The sequence below is a fragment of the Bifidobacterium asteroides genome, from assembly GCF_019469425.1.
GTDB classification, from domain to species: domain Bacteria; phylum Actinomycetota; class Actinomycetes; order Actinomycetales; family Bifidobacteriaceae; genus Bombiscardovia; species Bombiscardovia asteroides_I.
This window is the reverse complement of the sequence record NZ_CP048272.1, coordinates 862,468-879,989: the sequence shown is the minus strand read 5'-3', so window position 1 is coordinate 879,989 and position 17,522 is coordinate 862,468. Positions and strand designations below refer to the sequence as shown.

The 17,522-nt window shown below is 59.1% G+C and carries 17 protein-coding genes; all 17 read right to left on the bottom strand.

Annotation, left to right across the window (positions count from 1 at the left end; all coding sequences use genetic code 11):
• Positions 1–5: 5 nt before the first annotated feature.
• Positions 6–1,925, bottom strand: a complete 1,920-nt coding sequence (gene typA, locus GYM67_RS03360; RefSeq protein WP_220237385.1) for a translational GTPase TypA — start codon at positions 1,923–1,925, stop codon at positions 6–8.
• 113 nt (positions 1,926–2,038) lie between these two features.
• Positions 2,039–2,701 (bottom strand): SMC-Scp complex subunit ScpB, encoded by a 663-nt coding sequence (scpB, locus tag GYM67_RS03355; protein ID WP_220237120.1) that lies wholly within the window; start codon positions 2,699–2,701, stop codon positions 2,039–2,041.
• Positions 2,698–3,501, bottom strand: coding sequence for a segregation and condensation protein A (locus GYM67_RS03350; protein WP_220237119.1), 804 nt, complete (start codon positions 3,499–3,501; stop codon positions 2,698–2,700). The genes scpB and GYM67_RS03350 overlap by 4 nt, the downstream gene beginning before the upstream one ends.
• Positions 3,498–4,337, bottom strand: a complete 840-nt coding sequence (locus tag GYM67_RS03345; protein WP_015021621.1) for a ParA family protein — start codon at positions 4,335–4,337, stop codon at positions 3,498–3,500. Before GYM67_RS03345 ends, GYM67_RS03350 begins: the two co-directional genes overlap by 4 nt.
• A gap of 45 nt (positions 4,338–4,382) precedes the next feature.
• Positions 4,383–5,288 (bottom strand): site-specific tyrosine recombinase XerD, encoded by a 906-nt coding sequence (gene xerD, locus GYM67_RS03340; protein WP_220237118.1) that lies wholly within the window; start codon positions 5,286–5,288, stop codon positions 4,383–4,385.
• 111 nt (positions 5,289–5,399) lie between these two features.
• Positions 5,400–5,735: a hypothetical protein gene (locus GYM67_RS09235; RefSeq protein ID WP_258561563.1), complete on the bottom strand. Its 336-nt coding sequence runs from the start codon at positions 5,733–5,735 to the stop codon at positions 5,400–5,402.
• A gap of 411 nt (positions 5,736–6,146) precedes the next feature.
• Positions 6,147–6,530 (bottom strand): 50S ribosomal protein L20, encoded by a 384-nt coding sequence (rplT, locus tag GYM67_RS03330; RefSeq protein ID WP_015021618.1) that lies wholly within the window; start codon positions 6,528–6,530, stop codon positions 6,147–6,149.
• Positions 6,531–6,578: 48 nt separating this feature from the next.
• The gene (gene rpmI / locus GYM67_RS03325) at positions 6,579–6,773 is read right to left on the bottom strand and encodes a 50S ribosomal protein L35 (protein ID WP_015021617.1); all 195 of its coding nucleotides are present in this window, start codon (positions 6,771–6,773) and stop codon (positions 6,579–6,581) included.
• The gene (gene infC / locus GYM67_RS03320) at positions 6,754–7,446 is read right to left on the bottom strand and encodes a translation initiation factor IF-3 (RefSeq protein ID WP_110417009.1); all 693 of its coding nucleotides are present in this window, start codon (positions 7,444–7,446) and stop codon (positions 6,754–6,756) included. Before infC ends, rpmI begins: the two co-directional genes overlap by 20 nt.
• A 251-nt stretch (positions 7,447–7,697) precedes the next feature.
• Positions 7,698–8,453, bottom strand: a complete 756-nt coding sequence (locus GYM67_RS03315; RefSeq protein WP_220237117.1) for a triose-phosphate isomerase family protein — start codon at positions 8,451–8,453, stop codon at positions 7,698–7,700.
• Between the two features lie 50 nt (positions 8,454–8,503).
• Positions 8,504–8,944 carry an RpiB/LacA/LacB family sugar-phosphate isomerase gene (locus GYM67_RS03310; RefSeq protein WP_220237116.1) on the bottom strand — a complete coding sequence of 147 codons (441 nt, stop codon included), beginning with the start codon at positions 8,942–8,944 and terminating at the stop codon, positions 8,504–8,506.
• Positions 8,945–8,995: 51 nt separating this feature from the next.
• The gene (locus tag GYM67_RS03305; RefSeq protein WP_220237115.1) at positions 8,996–10,339 is read right to left on the bottom strand and encodes a GntT/GntP/DsdX family permease; all 1,344 of its coding nucleotides are present in this window, start codon (positions 10,337–10,339) and stop codon (positions 8,996–8,998) included.
• Between the two features lie 136 nt (positions 10,340–10,475).
• A complete protein-coding gene (locus tag GYM67_RS03300) occupies positions 10,476–11,471 on the bottom strand; it encodes a 4-hydroxythreonine-4-phosphate dehydrogenase PdxA (protein ID WP_220237114.1) in 996 nt (331 codons plus the stop codon).
• 74 nt (positions 11,472–11,545) lie between these two features.
• Positions 11,546–12,475, bottom strand: coding sequence for a sugar phosphate isomerase/epimerase family protein (locus GYM67_RS03295; protein ID WP_220237113.1), 930 nt, complete (start codon positions 12,473–12,475; stop codon positions 11,546–11,548).
• Positions 12,472–14,238, bottom strand: a complete 1,767-nt coding sequence (locus GYM67_RS03290; protein ID WP_220237112.1) for a dihydroxyacetone kinase family protein — start codon at positions 14,236–14,238, stop codon at positions 12,472–12,474. The genes GYM67_RS03295 and GYM67_RS03290 overlap by 4 nt, the downstream gene beginning before the upstream one ends.
• Before the next feature lie 361 nt (positions 14,239–14,599).
• The gene (locus GYM67_RS03285) at positions 14,600–15,526 is read right to left on the bottom strand and encodes a sugar-binding transcriptional regulator (protein ID WP_220237111.1); all 927 of its coding nucleotides are present in this window, start codon (positions 15,524–15,526) and stop codon (positions 14,600–14,602) included.
• 82 nt (positions 15,527–15,608) lie between these two features.
• The gene (gene asnB / locus GYM67_RS03280; RefSeq protein WP_220237110.1) at positions 15,609–17,498 is read right to left on the bottom strand and encodes an asparagine synthase (glutamine-hydrolyzing); all 1,890 of its coding nucleotides are present in this window, start codon (positions 17,496–17,498) and stop codon (positions 15,609–15,611) included.
• Positions 17,499–17,522: the final 24 nt, after the last annotated feature.

Here is a 17,522-nt window from a genome sequence, read left to right as displayed (position 1 = left end):
AAGGCTTACTTCTTGTTGGCCCTGCGCTGGCGGGCGTTCCACTTGTACCAGGCATCCCTGTCCAGGATGATCTTGCGCACACGGATGGACTCGGGAGTCACCTCCACGCACTCATCATCGTTGGCAAAGTCCAGGGACTCCTCCAGGCTCATGTCGATGGGCGGTGTCAGGGTCTCCAACACGTCGGCGGTGGAGGAACGCATGTTGGTCATGTGCTTCTCCAGGGTGATGTTGATGTCCAGGTCGCCGGGCTTGTTGTTGATGCCCACGATCTGTCCCTCGTAGACAGGCGACTGGGGTTTGACGAAGAACTCGCCGCGGGCCTGGAGCTTCTGCATGGCGTAGGGGCTGGCCTTACCGGAGCGGTCAGAGACCATGGATCCGTTCTGACGGGTCTTGATGTCACCCGCCCAGGGGGCGTAGCCGGCGGAGATGGACGAGGAGATGCCGGTGCCGCGAGTGGCGGTAAGCAGGGCGGTGCGGAAGCCCAGCAGGCCACGGGAGGGCACAGTGAACTGCATCCTGACCCAGCCGGAGCCATGGTTGGTCATGGTCTCCATGCGGCCCTTGCGATCGGCCATAAGCTGGGTTACCGCGCCCATGTACTCCTCGGGCACGTCGATGGTGTCGGATTCCATAGGCTCCTGAAGCTTGCCGTCCACGGTCTTGGTGACCACTTGGGGGCGTCCCACGGTCAACTCGTAGCCCTCGCGGCGCATCTGCTCGGCCAGGATGGCCAGGGCCAGCTCGCCACGGCCCTGGACCTCCCAGGCGTCGGGCCGGTCAGTGGGCAGCACCTTGATGGAGACGTTGCCGATCAGCTCGCGGTCCAAGCGGTCCTTGAGCATGCGGGCGGTCAGCTTATGGTCCTTGCCCTCGGTGCCGGCCAAGGGCGAATCGTTGGTGCCGAAGGTCATGGAGACGGCCGGGTCGTCCACGTGGATCAGAGGCAGGGGGCGGGGGTCGTCCTGATCGACGATGGTCTCACCGATCATGATGTCCTCCACGCCGGCCACAGCCACGATGTCTCCGGGGCCGGCCTCCTCCACCGGGAAGCGCTGCAGGCCCTTGGTGCGCAGGATTTCGGTCAGCTTGAAGTTCTCGATGGACCCGTCCACGCGAGACAGGCCGTACTGGCGGCCCTTGGTCAGGGTGCCGTTGTAGATGCGCACCAGGCCCAGACGTCCCAGGTAGTCGGAGGCATCGATGTTGGTCACATGGGCTTGCAGGGGCGCGCCCTTCTCATACTCCGGGGCTGGGATGTTGTTCAGGATAGCCTCAAAGAGTGGCTCCAGATCGTCGTTGTCGGGCACAGCACCGTCGGCAGGCTGGTTCAAAGAGGCCTTGCCGGCCTTGGCTGCACAGTAGATGACCGGCAGGTCCAGGAGGGAATCCAGGTCCAGATCCACTCCCTCTTCGCTCACGTCCTGGGCCAGGCCCAAGAGCAGGTCGGTGGACTCGGAGACCACCTCGGAGATGCGGGCATCGGGCCGGTCGGTCTTGTTGATGACCAGAATGACGGGCAGCTTGGCCTCCAAGGCCTTGCGCAGGACGAAGCGGGTCTGGGGCAGGGGCCCCTCGGAAGCATCCACCAGCAGGACCACCCCGTCGACCATGGAGATGCCGCGCTCCACCTCGCCGCCGAAGTCGGCGTGGCCGGGGGTGTCCACCACGTTGATGGTGATGCCGTCGGGCTGGCCCAGCTTGGCTGCCAGGGGGCCTGTGTACTTGACGGCGGTGTTCTTGGCCAGGATGGTGATGCCCTTCTCCCTCTCCAGATCGTTGGAGTCCATGACCCGGTCGGGCACCTCCTCCCGCTCGGAGAAGACGTGCGACTGCTGCAGCATGGCGTTGACCAAGGTGGTCTTGCCGTGGTCAACGTGTGCCACAATCGCCACATTTCGTATATCGCCGCGTACCGCCATCAAAACCTCATTCTCGTGAATGCTATCCATGCCCTGCCGGCCTGTCTGCCGGCTGGCGTGGTCCCGGAACTGGACAAACAGAGACAAGTGTAACCGCCTTGTGTGACAGGCGTTCACTGCTCCTCGCCCTGGGTCGAGCCATGTGCCGGATCCGGGGACTGGAGCTGGCCGGACAGCTCCTGGCGAGCCTGGGCCAGGGCCGAGTCCTCGTCGGGCAGGAATGGAGCCAGGGAGGGCAGATCCTCCAAGGATTGCAGTCCCATCCGCTCAAGAAAGAGGTCGGTGGTGACCAGCAGGGCGGCATGGGTCTGCTCGTCCAGGCCTTCTTCACGAACCAGGCCGCGCACCAGCAGGGCCCGGATGACCCCGTCGGAGTTGACCCCGCGGATCTGGCCCACCTGAGCACGGGTCATGGGCTGGCGGTAGGCCACGATGGCCAGGGCCTCCAAGGACGCCTGGGAGAGGCGTGCCGTCTGGCCGTCCTTGACGAAGGCCGCCACCACAAGCTGGTAGGCGGCCCGGCTGGTCAGCTGCCAGCCCCGGGCGGTCCGACGCAGTTCAAATCCTCGGTCGCTATAGGATTCAGCCAACGATTCCAGGGCGGCATTGACCGGGTCAGGATCCACGGCCAGCACCCGGGAGAAGTCCTCTGCAGTCAGCGGTCGGTCCGTGGCCACCAAGATGGCCTCCAGACAGGCGGCCAGTCCGCCGGGAAAGTCCTGCACGTCGAAGTCCACATATTCGGGACGGGTATCGGGAGCCGAGGTTTGGCTCATGCGAAGTCCCCCTCACTGATCAAGGCCGTTTCCGGCTCCTGGGTCTGTCCTATCCAGCGCAGGTAGAGCGGCTGGTAGGGGCCATCCTGGCGATACTGGATCAGCTCCTGCCTGAAGAAGATCAGCACGGCCAAGAATCGTGCCACCACCTGCGCCCGACCCTTGGAGGAGGCGACCAGATCGGCGAAGGCCACCGGCTGACCAGGCTGTTCCAGCAGGGCCTGGCGAACCTGGTCGGCCTCCTTGTTCAGGTCGACCAGGGGCACGTGCAGCTGGTCCAGACGAACCTCTGGGGCCGGAGCGTTGACCAGGGCATTGGCGCAGAGCAGCGCCAGATCCTCTGGTTTCAGGGTCCAGACGAGATCAGGCAGCAGATGAGCCAGCTGAGGCTCCAGATGGCCAGGATGCGGGTAGCGGCCCGAGTTGGCGGCCAGCCTGGCTCGAAAGTCCTGCCCCGCCTGTTTGAAGGCCCGGTACTGCAGCAGCCTGGCGAAGAGCAGATCACGCTCCCGAAGTGCATCCATCGAGGCCTGGTCGCGCATGGACTCGTCCTCCACAGGCAAGAGGGCAGCGCTCTTGGCCTCCACTAACACCGAGGCCACATCCAGGAAGGCGCTCGCCTGGTCCAGTCCCTGACTGAAGTCCAGGGTGCGCACATAGTCCAGAAACTCCCCGGTGATGGAGGCCAGGGAGACCTCCGTCAGGGTGAGCTTTCGGTTGGCCAGCATACCCAGCAGCAGGTCGAAGGGTCCCTGGTAGACATCCAGGTCGACGGCGAAGCCGTCCGCTGATCCGCTCACGCCACGATGCCACGGGCGATCAGTTCCCGGGCGACCTCCCGATACTCCTTGGCGGTCTTGTGCTCGGGGGCAAACATGGTGATGGGCTCGCCGGCCACCGTAGCGTCGGGCAGCTTGATGGACCGGCTGATGATGGAGTGCAGCACCTTGCCCTTGAAGGCCTCGTAAATGCGCTGAAGCACCTCATCAGAATGCAGGGTCTTGGTGTACATGGTGACCAGCACCCCGTAGATTTGCAGGTCAGGGTTGATGCGGCTGCGGACCTTCTCAATGGACTGCATGAGCAGGGCCACGCCGCGCAGGGCGAAGAACTCGGCCGCCACGGGAATGATGACACCGTCCGCAGCGGTCAACGCGTTGACGGTCAACAGACCGAGCGAGGGCTGGCAGTCGATGATGATGGCGTCATACTCCTGCCGCAGGGGACGGATGGTGGCCGCCAGGGCCTGTTCCCGGCCGACCTCGGTGACCAGCTGAATCTCAGCGGCCGACAGATCGATGTTGGCCGGAATGATGTCCAGACCGTCAAAACGGGTGTGCCGGACCACCTCGTGAACATCCAAGGAGGTGTCGAACATGGCGGTGTAAATGGTGTTGTCCACGCTGTTGGCATTGATACCCAGACCCACGGTGGCCGCGCCCTGGGGGTCGAAGTCCACGATCAGCACCCGTCGCCCATACTGGCACATGGCCCCGGCGATGTTGATCGATGAGGTCGTCTTGCCCACGCCGCCCTTCTGGTTGCACATGGCGAGGACACGGGCCGGGCCGTGCTGTTTCAAAGGCTCCGGGGCAGCGAACGTCTCATACTCGCGCCCTAACAAATCCGTAGGCATGCCTCTACCCTATCAAGTTTCCGACCGCATTCGCGGGTTGGCGGGTCAACGGGCGCGAGGATGGGCCGTCTGGTAGGTCTCCATCAGGGCCTGGGGGCTGACGTGTGTGTATATCTGCGTCGTGGTCACCGAGGCATGGCCCAGCAGCTCCTGGACTGAACGCACATCAGCGCCTCCCTCCAGCAGATGGGTGGCGAAGGAGTGCCTCAGCGTGTGGGGATGCAGGGGCCTGTTCAGACCCGCCCGGCGGCCGGCATCCCTGACCACCTGCCAGACCGTCTGCCTGGTCAGCCGCTTGCCCCGCTTGTTGAGGAAGACGGCCCGCAGCTCCCTGCCCTTGGTCGCCCGACTGCACAGGGTGGCCCGACCCAGATTCAGATAGGCCTGCATGGCCTGGCAGGCGTAGGAACCCATGGGCACCAGACGCTGCTTGTCGCCCTTGCCGGTCAGACGAACCACCCGCTCGCCCAAGTCCATGTCCTCCAGGTCGGTGCCGACGGCCTCCGAGACCCGGCAACCGGTGGCGTACATGAATTCCAGCAGGGCCTTGTCCCGCAGGACCACCGGATCCTTGGACCCGCCCATGGCGGCCACATCAAGCAGCCGGGTCACCTGATCCACATCCAGCACGTCCGGCAGGGCCGAGGTGCCCTTGGGAGCCTTGACGGTGCGGGAGACATCCTGGTCGGTCACACCCTGTTTGAGGGCGAACCGGTGCCACTCATGGACGGCAGCCATCCTGCGTGAGCGGCTGGCTGGACTCTCGTCGGCCAGATGGGCCAGAAAGCCCTCCACATCGGCGGTTTGGATCTGCCCCAGGCTGGTGATGCCCCTACCAGACAACCAGCGGATGTACATGTTCAGATCGGACCGATAGGCCTTGACCGTGGCCGGGGCAAGACCCCGTTCCAGACCGGTGTAGGCCAGGAACTGATCCAACAGGGCTGTCATCCCCTCCTGATGATCACTGTCCACTCCCGCTTACCCTCCGGTTCTCTTCATCAGCGCTGTTCTTTGGCCATATTCTAATGCCCCGTTTCCTTTTCCATGCTCCCAACGCGCTCAAGACCCAATCGGACCGTTCAAGGGACCCCCGAACCAGCCTCTGGATCCCTCTTGCCAAAGGAACCGTCGGTAGGGGCCGGCCTCCCTGGTGATGGTATCGGTCAAGTTCATTTTGACCATCATGACCGGGCCCGGATTCAGGTGGTTACTGACCATGGTGAAGAACTCGGTGGAGCTCATCTGGAAGGGTATGGTGATGTCCTGATAGGCATCGACCATGATGAGGTCGTAGCGCTGACGGGTGACCGCCGGGACAAGGAGGTTGGTGGAGACGGTCACGATCAGCAGTCCCGAAATCAGGATGATCAGGGCAGTCCAGATGGCCGCGGCCATAATGCACAGGTAGAGCCTGTCCGAATCAGGATTCCTGTCGGCCCAGTGCCCCCCAAGGCACCCAGAGCCAGGTGATCATGATGGTCCATACGATCTGGGAGGACGAGAGGTAAGGAGCCAGCAGGCGGGAGGCCCCCGGTTGGGCGGCCTGGCAGCCATGCCAGAGAAGAACTCCGCCGCCTAGAGAAAGACCCGCAGCCGAGGGACGGGCCGTGACTGATTGATCGCGGCGCCTGCTGATTCTGGAGATTCTGCCGAGACGGCCGATGCATCTAGGCTGTGGTTGTCGTTCATGGCGGCTCCCGGCATCATTGTCGCCAATCAACTTACCGTCCCCCTGAGGAATGGTCGAATATGCAAAGAACCCCGCGAAAGGCGAGGTTCTTGAAACGTGGCGGCCAGGTCCGCTGATCAGGCAGCGACCGGAGCGTTCACATCGGCAGGCAAGGCCTTCTTGGCCTCAGCCACGATGGCGTTGAAAGTGTCGATGTCGTTGACGACCAGATCGGCCAGGGCGCGGCGATCCAGCTCGATACCGGCCAGACGCAGACCCTGGATGAAGCGGTTGTAGGTGATTCCCTGGGCGCGGCATCCGGCGTTGATGCGCTGGATCCACAGCTTGCGGAAGTCGCCCTTGCGGGCCTTGCGGTCCCGGAAGTTGTATGTATATGAATGAAGCAGCTGCTCCTTGGCCTTGCGGTAGAGACGGGAGCGCTGGCCACGGTAGCCTGACGCCCGTTCCAGAACGACCCGACGCTTCTTATGCGCGTTGACTGCCCGCTTGACTCGTGCCATAGATATTCCTCAGCTTTCTAAAATCTCACTCGACGCGACGGCACCCGCTCAGCGGGCCAGCATCCTCTTCATATTCTTGGACTGGGTCGGAGCGAGCACCTCGTCAGTGGACAGGTGACGACGCTTCTTGGCCGACTTGTGCTCCAGATTGTGGCGCATACCGGTCCCGGCGTGCATGAGCTTGCCCGAACCCGTGGTCCGAACGCGCTTGGATGCGGCGGAGTTACTTTTCATCTTCGGCATTGCTGCCCTCCTTGGATTTCATCTGCTTGGGAGAAGTATTGTTGGAGCCAGCAGTCTCCTTTTCGTCGGCCTTGGCAGCCAGATGGGCCGCCTGGCGGGCCTTGCGCTCGGCACGGGCCTGGCCACCCCGCCGACGCTGCTCAGACTGGGTGTGGACCTTCTTGCCCTTAGGCGACAGGGTCATGATGATGTTGCGCCCCTCCTGCTTGGGGGCGAACTCGATGGAGCCCAGATCCGCGACGTCGTCAGCCAGCTTGCGCAGGAGCTCCACGCCGCCGATGGGCCGGGACTGCTCGCGCCCACGCAGCATGATAGTGACCTTGACCTTGTCTCCGGCGGACAGGAAGCGGCGCACGTGCCCCTCCTTGACCTCGAAGTCGTGGTCGTCGATCTTCAATCTGAAGCGGATCTCCTTGATCTCCGACATGCTCTGGTTGCGGCGCGCCTCACGAGCCTTGATCTTCTCGTTGTATTTGAACTTGCCGTAATCAATGAGCTTGGCGACCGGAGGCTTGGCCTTGGGTGCAACCTCGACCAGGTCAAGGTTGGCCTCCTTGGCCAGGTTGAGGGCGACGGAGGTCGCAATGATTCCCACCTGCTCGCCGTTGGGCCCGATCAGGCGTACCTGAGACACTCGTATATCGTCGTTAATCCTTGGTTCGTCGCTAATGATGACTCCTTCTCAAATACCACAACATCCACTGCCTGCAGCCAATCCACATGAGTCCAGGCGAAAAGACCATCGCTGCAAACGACGCGCTTTCGCATTCATGAGCGATTCTGTAAAACACAACAGAGCACCGCCACTTCTCGAACCCGAAGTCATAAGAGACTTCCAGGTGGGTCACCCGCTTTCTTGATTTCTCAAGCCGAGTGATATATTAGCACAACGCCGATGAGCGGTCAACTCCGACCGACCTGATCCTACGAGTCCTGGCTGACCAAGCGCCAGGCCTCTTTCACCACTTCCAGAAAAGCAGCAGGATCATGCGCGAAACGACCTAGGAACACCCCATCGACCGTCGGCCAAAGCTCAGTCAACAATCCCGGAGCAGCGGCCCCTCCATATATGAGCGACAGATTGCGGCATTTGAAACCAAGCTCATTTTTGATAATCGAACATACCTTTCGAACGTATTCAACTGGAGCAGGGCTGGAAGCCCCGACGGCCCAGACCGGTTCATATGCAATCCAGGCTGGAAGGTCAGGCTTCTCACCCAGTCCCATTTCAATCTGCTTTAAGCAATAATCAGCGGCCGCGTCAGGCCCTTGGTTGATGAGCTCGCCCACGCACAGCAGGGGTGTCAACCCATTGCGCCAGCATGCACGAACCTTTCGCCCGATGAGTTCATCATCTTCCCCATACATGCGACGGCGTTCCTCATGACCCACTTCAGCCACGGTCACACCCAGGTCAAAAGCATCCAGGGGCGAGACCTCCCCAGTAAACGGGCCACGGTCTTGATCGCATACATCCTGAATGCCGAGATGAACATCCGCGGACAGCAGAGCCTGTCCAGCCTGCTCCACCGTAAGGTAATCCGGCAGAACCGCCATGGTCACCTTGTCCAGCGGGAGGGCTGCGGCATTGAGAAGATCGGCTAATCGTCGACAATATGCCAGTGTCTGTTTCCTTGTAAAATACATCTTCAGGCTTATGGCCACAATCGGCTTGTTCATCTTCCCCACTTAGCGCAATGAAAATTGACTGTCTGCTGCCCACGGATTCATCATTGCTGATGAAGCTCAAATTGACGGATGCGCGCCACCTTTGGGCCACTTCTGGAATCAGGATCGAACTCACTGGCCAGATAAGCCCTTAACAGGCATTTGGCTGTTTCGGGTCCCAGAACCTGAGCACCCATGGCGATGATGTTCGCATCATTGCTGCGGCGTGCACGCTCGGCTTGATATATGTCCGATACGCAGGCGCAATAGGCTCCCGGCACCTTATTGGCCGAGATCGAAACGCCTAAACCCGTCCCGCAAAGCAGGACGCCTCGATCCGCTTCACCCCGAACCACAGACTGCGCAAGGACAATGGCCACGTTGGCGTAGATTGGATCATCAGTAGGAAAATCGATCACCTCGTGACCCAGGCGTCTTGCCTCCTCCATAAGCACATTCTTCAACCCTGCAGCATTAGGATCGGCTCCGAACGCCAGTCTCATTATCTTTCACCTTTCCTTGAATCTCGAATATCGACTTATCGGGCTAGCGGCCTATACCACAATGCCTAGGACGGCATCCACCAGCAGCAGAGCAATCAGACCCGCCACCGATTGGACAGTCACCAGGAAGCTCCATGTCTTCAAGGTCTGAGGAACTGTCATGTCCAGATACTCCTGGAAGAGCCAGAAGGCGCCATCATTTACATGAGAGAAGATCATGGCTCCTACGGCGATGGCTAGAACAGCCAGCGCCTTATGCAAATCATCAGCTTGCGCAACCATCGGAGCAACGATGCCCGCTGCAGCCGCCACAGCGACCGTGCCAGACCCAAGAGCAACTCGGAAGAGCGCGGCGATCAGCCAGGCCAGCAGAACGGTGGGAATGGCCCACTTGGCCGTGGTTGTCGCTATTTGATCGCTCAGACCAGTGCTCTGCAGCATTTCCTTAAGGCCGCCGCCTGCGCCAATGATCAGCAGAACATTGACCACACCTTTTAGGCTGGTCTTGCTCTGACTCAATGTTTTCTTGGCGGTCATGCCCGAACCGAGCCCCAAGAAGATCAGCGCGTACAGGGCCGACAGCAGCAAGGCGACTACAGCATTTCCAAAGAATTGCGTAATCACATAACCGACGGAGCCCTTGGAGAAGACCGCCTTGCCGATGGTGCCGATGATCAGCAGAATTGGGGCCAGCAGAACCGAAGGCAGCGATTTGAGCATGCTAGGGGCCTGTGCCAGGGCGTCGTCCTTGGTGGCATACTCAGAGCCGTCGCTTACCTGATAGCGAAGGTAATACCGTTGCATGAGCTTGGGGAACAGCCAGACACCGGCCGCGAACACAGGAATGCAGATTACGATGCCGATCATGGAAACCAACCCGAGGTCCACCCCGATTGCGCCCGCACCGATGACGGTAGCAGGGCCGGGAGGAAGCAGACCATGGGCGGTCATCATACCGGCTGCCATAGGTATGGCTACGTAAAGCGCACTGGTATGAGTCCTCTTAGCCACAGAGAACACAATTGGGATAAGGAGCACGAAAGTGACCTCGAACAAATTGGGCAATTCGATGATCAAAGCCACCAGACCTACGGCAAGGGGGATCAGAGCTTTCTTGCTCTTGCCCACGATCACGCTGGCTATTCGTTCGGCACCGCCGCTGCTGACGAGCATCCCACCGATAATGGCTCCCAAACCTATCACGATACCGGTGGTGGACAGCTGAGAACCGAATCCCGTAGTAAAGGATTTGACGGTCTTCTCCGTGCCCAGGCCATTGACCAAACCAAGGCACAAAGATGAGATGATGAGCGCCACAAAGGGATGTAGTTTGCAGTACACAATCAAAACTATTAAAACAATGATGGCGGCAATGCCGCTGAGAACTGGAAGCATGACACTCTTTCCTTGAATGTATGACCAAAAGATGGCCCCGGAGCCATAAGGATGCCGGGGCACGTCGAACAGTCAGGGAAGCGGATGACATCCGTTGTCGACCTCTTTCGCCTGACCGCCGGCAGGATCTTGACGATCAGCGATTGACCCTGCTTGATCCGATGGCGCAGGCAATGTTGAAGGCATTCTGGCTTGAGGTGATGTTGGCCTTGTTCTGACCAACCAGATCGAATGCCGTTCCATGCGCAGGCGTATCTATGAAGACAGGAAGACCGCCTTGGACAGTGACTCCACCGTCAAAGCCCATCAGCTTTATAGCGATCTGGCCCTGATCGTGGTACATCGTAACGACACCGTCATACCTGTCCTTGGCGCCAATAAATATGGTGTCAGCCGGATAGGTCCCATCCACGTTGACACCGGCCTGCCGAGCCTGCTCGATACCGGGACGAATGATATCGATCTCCTCACGGCCAAAAATGCCGTTCTCGCCATTATGGGGGTTCAAAGCGCAAACACCAAGGCGGGGTTCTGCTATGCCCGAGTCATGCAGCAAGTTGTGCAGCAGAGTGATTGCGCTGACCACACCATCCTTGGTGATACGGCCCGGCACGTCCTTGAGTCCCATGTGACTGGTCACCCTTGAAGTCCACAATCCTGGAATGATATTGATTTCACTCGTAAACCCATTGAATCCCAGTTTCTTGGCGAACCAACGGAGTTCGTCGAGCTCGTTCATGCCGCCCAGGTGCAGGCTGGTCTTGTTCAGCGGCATGAAAACCATGGCTTCAATTTTGCCATCGCGCGCTAGATCAAGTCCACGACTGAGCTGATGCAGTGCGCGCTCGCCGGCTACCTTGGACGTCTGCTTGACGGGGATAGCGGTTTCAGGTAGCGAATGATCGTCGAGAACGGCTACCGCATCATCATTAGGCTGACCAGCAATGGGGACTTCGAGGCCGGCCTTCTCGGCCGCGGACTCCACCTCAACCCTGTCAGCCAAAACATAGATGTCGGCGGACTTACGGTTTTTGGGATCAGCGAGCAGTCTGACGCCAAGTTCAGGGCCAATGCCGGCCGGATCGCCGAATGTCATGGCAATACGCGGTTTTGTTGATGCATTTGCACTCATATGTACTCCTTTGTTGGATATGGTGTTGGTTTATTTCCCCAAATCATTGACCGATAGGTTCATCGTTTCGAAGGTCACGGCCGGGAAAGTAGTTTCTGCAGGTATCCAGCGTTGTGAGCGCAGACAGACAGGACATCGCCCCCGTAGTGCTCACAGATGAACATGCCCTGGTATCCGCAGCTTTGGGCATAATGGACCGCCCAACGGTAATCGATGATGCCGTCACGCAAGGTTGTGGGTATAGCAACATGCCAGGAACCGTCAGGGGCTTCGTCGCGCTGATAGTTCTTCAGATGCCAGTAAACCGCATATGGAAGCGTTTTCCGATAGGTTTCGCGCCAATCATCGATCCGCCGGCGCAGACGTACCAGGTTGCCTACGTCAGGATTGAGACCCACGTTGGGCAGGCCTACTTCGGATACGAAATGAACGGCGGAGTCAGCGCGGCCCAAATAGGTGTCCTCGTACATCTCCAAAGACATGACCATTCCTGCGCCATTGGCATGCCGGCCCAGCTCTCTGATTCTGCGCACCGCAGTCTGCCAGCGTTCAGGGTCGTCAGGCGGATCTACCGGACCTTGTCCCAGCCAGAACCAAAAGGCCTTGCGTTGCGAGGGGCTCAAGGGCTGATGCAGTCCGGTTGAAAAGACTTTCATGCCCATCTCTGCCGCAGCGTCAATGCTGGCGTGCGCATAAGCCAAATTGCTCTGCCCGATTCCCGGCTGTATGACGCTGGCGCGCTGCACATGCAAGGAAGGCAATTCAACCCCGCAGCTTCGTGCAGTCTCCACCAGTTCATGCCTCCTTGCAGGGGTCATGTCCGCCGGCCTGATCCAGGCATCCGACAGTTCGGCGTAATGGAAACCGGCAGCTGCTATCGCTGTGAAAACCTTGGCCCAATCGCTTGGGTCGGCCTCGGACATGGATCTACCGTCGGCTCCTTGCAGAGGCGCTCCATTCAGGCAAGTGGCAATCACTGGCTTATTGATCACGGCCATGCTCATGAGAGCACCGCCTTGTCGGCATTGCACTGTTCTTCGCTGGCCAAATCCTTAAGTAAGGGGCTTACGGCTTGGACAATCATGGCAAATGAGATCGCTCCTGGGTCTGGAGTACCCAGATCCTTGCTGCCATGGGCTTTCGCGCGACCCTTCTTGGGAAGCATATCGGCTGTCTCCTCAGCCCCATGGCGAGCGGCTTCTGCAGCGTGACTCCACGTATTTGCCAGCGAGTCCCCGCAACTCGCAAAAGCTTGCACAAAAGGATGCACGGCATCGACCATGGTCTTGTCTCCCGGTTTCGCCCCGCCAAACTCCATAAGATGCTTGTCAGCGTCGCGCCAGCCCTCTGCAATCTCCTCCTTGCCAGGTCTCGATGAATCAGAGAGATGACCTGCTAGGGATGCCAGCAATTCGCCCCAGAGCGCTCCTGACGTGCCGCCTGCCTTATCGGCCCAAGCTTCAGCGGCTTCCTTCAATGCAGTTCGGCAGCCGGACCCAGTTGCAATTGCTTCATCTGCAGCTTTTGAGGCTGCTTCAGCACCGCGCTGCATGCCGAGTCCGTGATCCCCGTCACCCGCCACTGCATCTATCCGTCCCAGATAATCCACATTGTCGTCAACGCATTGCATCACAGTCTGCATGATTCTGGCCATGCTTTGAGCAGCCTGTTTTGACTCCGGAGTGGCCTGCTGTTCTTTTTCAGTCGGACCATCCTCCTGCACAGACATTTCAGCATCTATATCCGTCTGATTTGCATCTGTACGATCGCCCAGGTGCAAAGCCGGCGTCTCCGCGCAAGCACACCAAAGAGGCTCCAATTCCTCATCCAGCCAGCACAAGGACAGCGACAATCCGTTCATGTCAAAACTGGTACAAAACTCCCCCACCAGAGGTTGGATCAGTCGCAGACCCAGCTGTGACAGACGTCGCTGGACAGCATCGTATACCGCAAAGAGCTCATCGGACTTAAGGGCGCCCAAGCCGTTAAGAATGGGAGCCACATGCGCCTCATGCATTTGACGATCCACGGGTCTTTCATCCATGAGACGTCGGACCAGCAGATCCGCCAAACCGTCGATAGTAGGCCGATCTGTTTGGCCGATTCCAGGCTCTCCATGGATTCCGAGCCCTAGCGACATACGGCCTTCAGGGACGCTGAACAGTGGTTTGTCCGACCCGGGCAGCGTGCACCCGGAAAATGCCACACCCAAGCTTCGTGTGCAGGCATTGGCACGCATAGCCAAGGCCTCCACAGAATCCAGGTCCATTCCCGCCGCACAGGCAGCTCCAGCGATTTTGAAAACCGCCATATCGCCCGCTATGCCCCGGCGTTCCTGGATTCGATCTGGAGGGGCGGAATACAGATCATCGGTAACCGGCAGAACCCGTACATCATGGCCTTCAGCACGAAGCGTGCGTGCAGCCTGGTTGAAATTCAGCCGATCTCCTTCGTAGTTGCCGAAGATGAGGATTATGCCTCGCCCTTGATCGGCTCGACGGCAAACGTCAACAACCTGCCTGGCGGACGGAGATGCGAATATATTGCCTTGCACGGCCGCCTGAGCCATGCCTGGCCCCACGAGTCCCGCGAATGCCGGATAGTGTCCCATGCCTCCGCCAATTACCAGCGCAACCTGATTATCCCTGGAACGTGTTGGACGAATCACGCCGCCTGGGCATGCCTTGACATATCCAGGATTGGCCTGGACGAATCCTCTGATCGATTCCGTTGCGAATTCACCGACATCATCAATCCGACACGCCATCGTGCGCATTCCTCTCTGTCCCCGAGATCTTCACCCGGAAAGGTGGTGAGCCCAGGAGCATGACACTGGGCTCTTCTGTTTTTCAGATCCGCTTCAGGACATCGCCATCCCTCACGGCACTTTCAGTAATAGCAAAAACGCCCACTAGAAGCGAATATTTTACGCATAAATGGTGATATCGCGCATCGAATACCAGATATTTTTGCAAATATTTTCACTTATTAGGTATTTATTGGAATGTGAATCACATGAAAACGACATGCTGCATGAACTGCCAAGCGTTTGGATATAGTTTGCATCGAACAGGTCGATCAGCCCATGCCACAATGCACGCCTGTATTTGCTGGTGGAGCAATCCCGCCTACTGCCGGACCAGATGTGCTGCCGTCGTCTGGTCAACGACCAGGTGAGTAACCAAGCCGGCATTAAGAGCCGTAGTCAAGGCTTGAACCTTGTTTTCATCGGCTACGATGAACAGACGGGTCGGCACCCTGAGCAACTCCTCTCGGCTCAGTCCAGTCGACCTCTTGTTGATAGCCAAATCACGCATGCTGCCGTCGCTGCGGTAGAAGGTGGAAGTCACGTCCCCTACTACATGCTCACGGTTGAGCTCTTCGCGATCATGACGGGACAGCACTCCCGAACCGAACAAAGGACTGGGCGTGGCCCCGTACGGGGTGCCAACAGAGGTTATGATCAGATCCAGGGAACGCCGCAATTCCAGCATCTGACGAATGCTGGTCTCTTTCCACATCATCTCACGGGTTTCACTGGAATCGAAGATGGCAGGAGCAGGGAACAAATGAACTTGAGCGTCATATGCAGTGCCGAAGCGAGTGAGAATCTGAGTAAAATAATTTTCCCCGAAGGAAAGCGTATTCCCGAAACCATGAAGCTGCAGAATCTCAACACCCGATAGGTGCTTCGGTATCAGCTGAAGGGAAAGGGATTCTGTAGTACGACCCCACGCCACCCCGATGACCATATCGGAATTGGCCATCTTCCAGATCTGCGATTGAGCGGCATCCCCTACGGCAACCCTTCGCCTGGTGGCATCCAATATCTCACCAGTACCCACGACAACTGCGTGGATATGGAACTTCTCCTCAAGGTGATGTCTCAGCTCGAGCGCCGAGTCCTCCTGGCGATTGATGGTGAATTCGATGATGTGGCGGCGTTTCGCCTCAGACAACAGACGTGAGACCGTTGATGCGGACACATCAAGCTCTCTTGCAACGGCAGCAACTTTCATGCCGTGCACCCAATAGAGTTCAGCGGCATCCGCCATCCTGCCTCTGGCGACATCAGGGCGTAAAGCCATGGAGGGTACCCCCTATCCAGCTCTTCAAGCTGTATTCAAGGGTACCGCGTTATTGTCCTGGATCCTGAAGCTCTGGCTTGGTCCCATCGTGGACGAAGTAGACGTCATACCAGGTGAGAAAGGAGTACACGGTCCAGATCTTGCGGCGGGCGTCGTTGCGTTTGGCATAATTGTCGTCCAGCATGCGCAGCAGACACTCCTGGTCGAAGAATTCAGCCACCCACTCCTGCTCGAACATACTGCGGACCAGACGATAGTAATGCTCCTGATGCAGCCAATCCCGGATGGGCACAGGGAAGCCCAGCTTCTCCCTGGCGGACCACTCGCGGGGAATATGGCGGTTGGCGGCCTTGCGGAAGGCAAACTTGGTGTTCTGATCAGTGATCAGGTATTTGGTGGGCGCCTTCTCGGCCACATACATCAGCTTGCGGTCCAGCAGGGGCACCCGCAGCTCAAGGGAGTGGGCCATGGTCATCTTGTCAGCCTTAAGAAGGATGTCTCCGGGCATCCACAGATGCATGTCCAGATACTGCTTCTTTTTGATCTCGGACAGGCCGCTCCCCTTGATCCGGGCGTAAATCCTCCCAGTGATCTCAGAGACCCGGGGAGCCTCGCGGTAGGGCGGCCTGAGCAGTCTGCCGGCCTCGTCTTCGTCGAAGACCCTGGCCTGGCCGATGAAGCTCTCCTCGGCAGGGACCAGATTGGCATACAGGTGCCAGGCTCCGTGGAAGTGTTTGCCTTTGGCCCAACGGCCGATGGCATACCTGGCCTTGCGAGGCAGCCTGCCCAGAAGACGGGTGGCATCCTTGATGATGCGCGATCGTGTGTGCACGCCGTAGTCGACGTACCCGGCGAAAAGCTCGTCGGCGCCCTCCCCGCTCAGAACCACGCGCAGATCGCGGCTGGCCAGCTCGGAAAGGAAGAAGAGCGGCACGCAGGAGGGGTTTGAATCCGGCTCATCCATGTACCACTGGATCTGGGGGAAGTAGCGAAAGGCCTGATCACCGTCCAGGGACTCGGCGGTGTTGTTGAGCTTAAGCATGGAGGCCAGCTCGCCGGCCTGGTCACACTCGTTGTAGGTGCCCTTGCCGAAGCCGATCGAATAGGTGCGCCGGGGGCGCGCCAAGGCGGCCACATAGCTGGAGTCCACCCCTGAGGAGAGAAAGGAGCCCACCTCCACGTCAGCCACCTGGTGGGCCTTGACTGAATCCTGGACAGTTCGATCGATGGAGTCGACCAGATCCCTCAGGCTCTGTCTGCTCTCGCCGAAGGCCGGGTCGTAGTACTGGCGGATGCTCATCTGACCGTCACGAAAGGTGAACCAATGACCCTCCGGAAGCTTGAAGACCCCCTTGAAGAAGGTTTCGGGCAGGGCCGAATATTGGAAGGTCATGTAGGGGCGCAGAGCCTGAGCGTTGAGTTCCTTGCGAAAGTCCGGATGCTGCAACAGGCTCTTGATCTCCGAGGCATACATGAAAGTGCCGCCCATCTGGGCGTAGTAGAAGGGCTTGATGCCGAAATGGTCCCGGGCCCCAAAAAGCTCGCCGAGGCCACGGTCCCAGATGACGAAGGCGAACATGCCCCGCAGGTGGTTGACCACCTGGTGGCCCCACTGCTCGTAGCCGTGCAGGATGACCTCGGTGTCCGACTCGGTGGAAAAGGTGTGGCCAAGGTCGATCAGCTGGCGGCGCAGTTCGCGGTAGTTGTAGATCTCCCCGTTCATGGTGATGGCCATGGAGGAATCTTCATTGAAGATGGGCTGGTCGCCCCCCTGCAGATCGATGATGCTCAGGCGACGGAATCCCATGGCCACCCGCTCATCGACGAAATGGCCTTCATTGTCAGGGCCGCGGTGAGCTATGATATCCGTCATCCGCTTAAGCACATCCGTCTTTTCCTCGGCGGTGGCATCGCTGACGAACCCGGCTATTCCGCACATTGATATGACCCCCTATCAAGCCAT

Bases quoted from the DNA above. Each gene is read 5' to 3' on its own strand.
- GYM67_RS03285 (WP_220237111.1), bottom strand. From the start codon at position 15,526: ATGGCGGATGCCGCTGAACTCTATTGGGTGCACGGCATGAAAGTTGCT.
- GYM67_RS03290 (WP_220237112.1), bottom strand. From the start codon at position 14,238: ATGGCGTGTCGGATTGATGATGTCGGTGAATTCGCAACGGAATCGATC.
- GYM67_RS03310 (WP_220237116.1), bottom strand. From the start codon at position 8,944: ATGAGACTGGCGTTCGGAGCCGATCCTAATGCTGCAGGGTTGAAGAAT.
- rplT (WP_015021618.1), bottom strand. From the start codon at position 6,530: ATGGCACGAGTCAAGCGGGCAGTCAACGCGCATAAGAAGCGTCGGGTC.
- scpB (WP_220237120.1), bottom strand. From the start codon at position 2,701: ATGAGCCAAACCTCGGCTCCCGATACCCGTCCCGAATATGTGGACTTC.
- GYM67_RS03305 (WP_220237115.1), bottom strand. From the start codon at position 10,339: ATGCTTCCAGTTCTCAGCGGCATTGCCGCCATCATTGTTTTAATAGTT.
- rpmI (WP_015021617.1), bottom strand. From the start codon at position 6,773: ATGCCGAAGATGAAAAGTAACTCCGCCGCATCCAAGCGCGTTCGGACC.
- xerD (WP_220237118.1), bottom strand. From the start codon at position 5,288: ATGACAGCCCTGTTGGATCAGTTCCTGGCCTACACCGGTCTGGAACGG.
- GYM67_RS03300 (WP_220237114.1), bottom strand. From the start codon at position 11,471: ATGAGTGCAAATGCATCAACAAAACCGCGTATTGCCATGACATTCGGC.
- typA (WP_220237385.1), bottom strand. From the start codon at position 1,925: ATGGCGGTACGCGGCGATATACGAAATGTGGCGATTGTGGCACACGTT.
- GYM67_RS09235 (WP_258561563.1), bottom strand. From the start codon at position 5,735: ATGGCCGCGGCCATCTGGACTGCCCTGATCATCCTGATTTCGGGACTG.
- GYM67_RS03345 (WP_015021621.1), bottom strand. From the start codon at position 4,337: ATGCCTACGGATTTGTTAGGGCGCGAGTATGAGACGTTCGCTGCCCCG.
- GYM67_RS03295 (WP_220237113.1), bottom strand. From the start codon at position 12,475: ATGAGCATGGCCGTGATCAATAAGCCAGTGATTGCCACTTGCCTGAAT.
- GYM67_RS03315 (WP_220237117.1), bottom strand. From the start codon at position 8,453: ATGAACAAGCCGATTGTGGCCATAAGCCTGAAGATGTATTTTACAAGG.
- asnB (WP_220237110.1), bottom strand. From the start codon at position 17,498: ATGTGCGGAATAGCCGGGTTCGTCAGCGATGCCACCGCCGAGGAAAAG.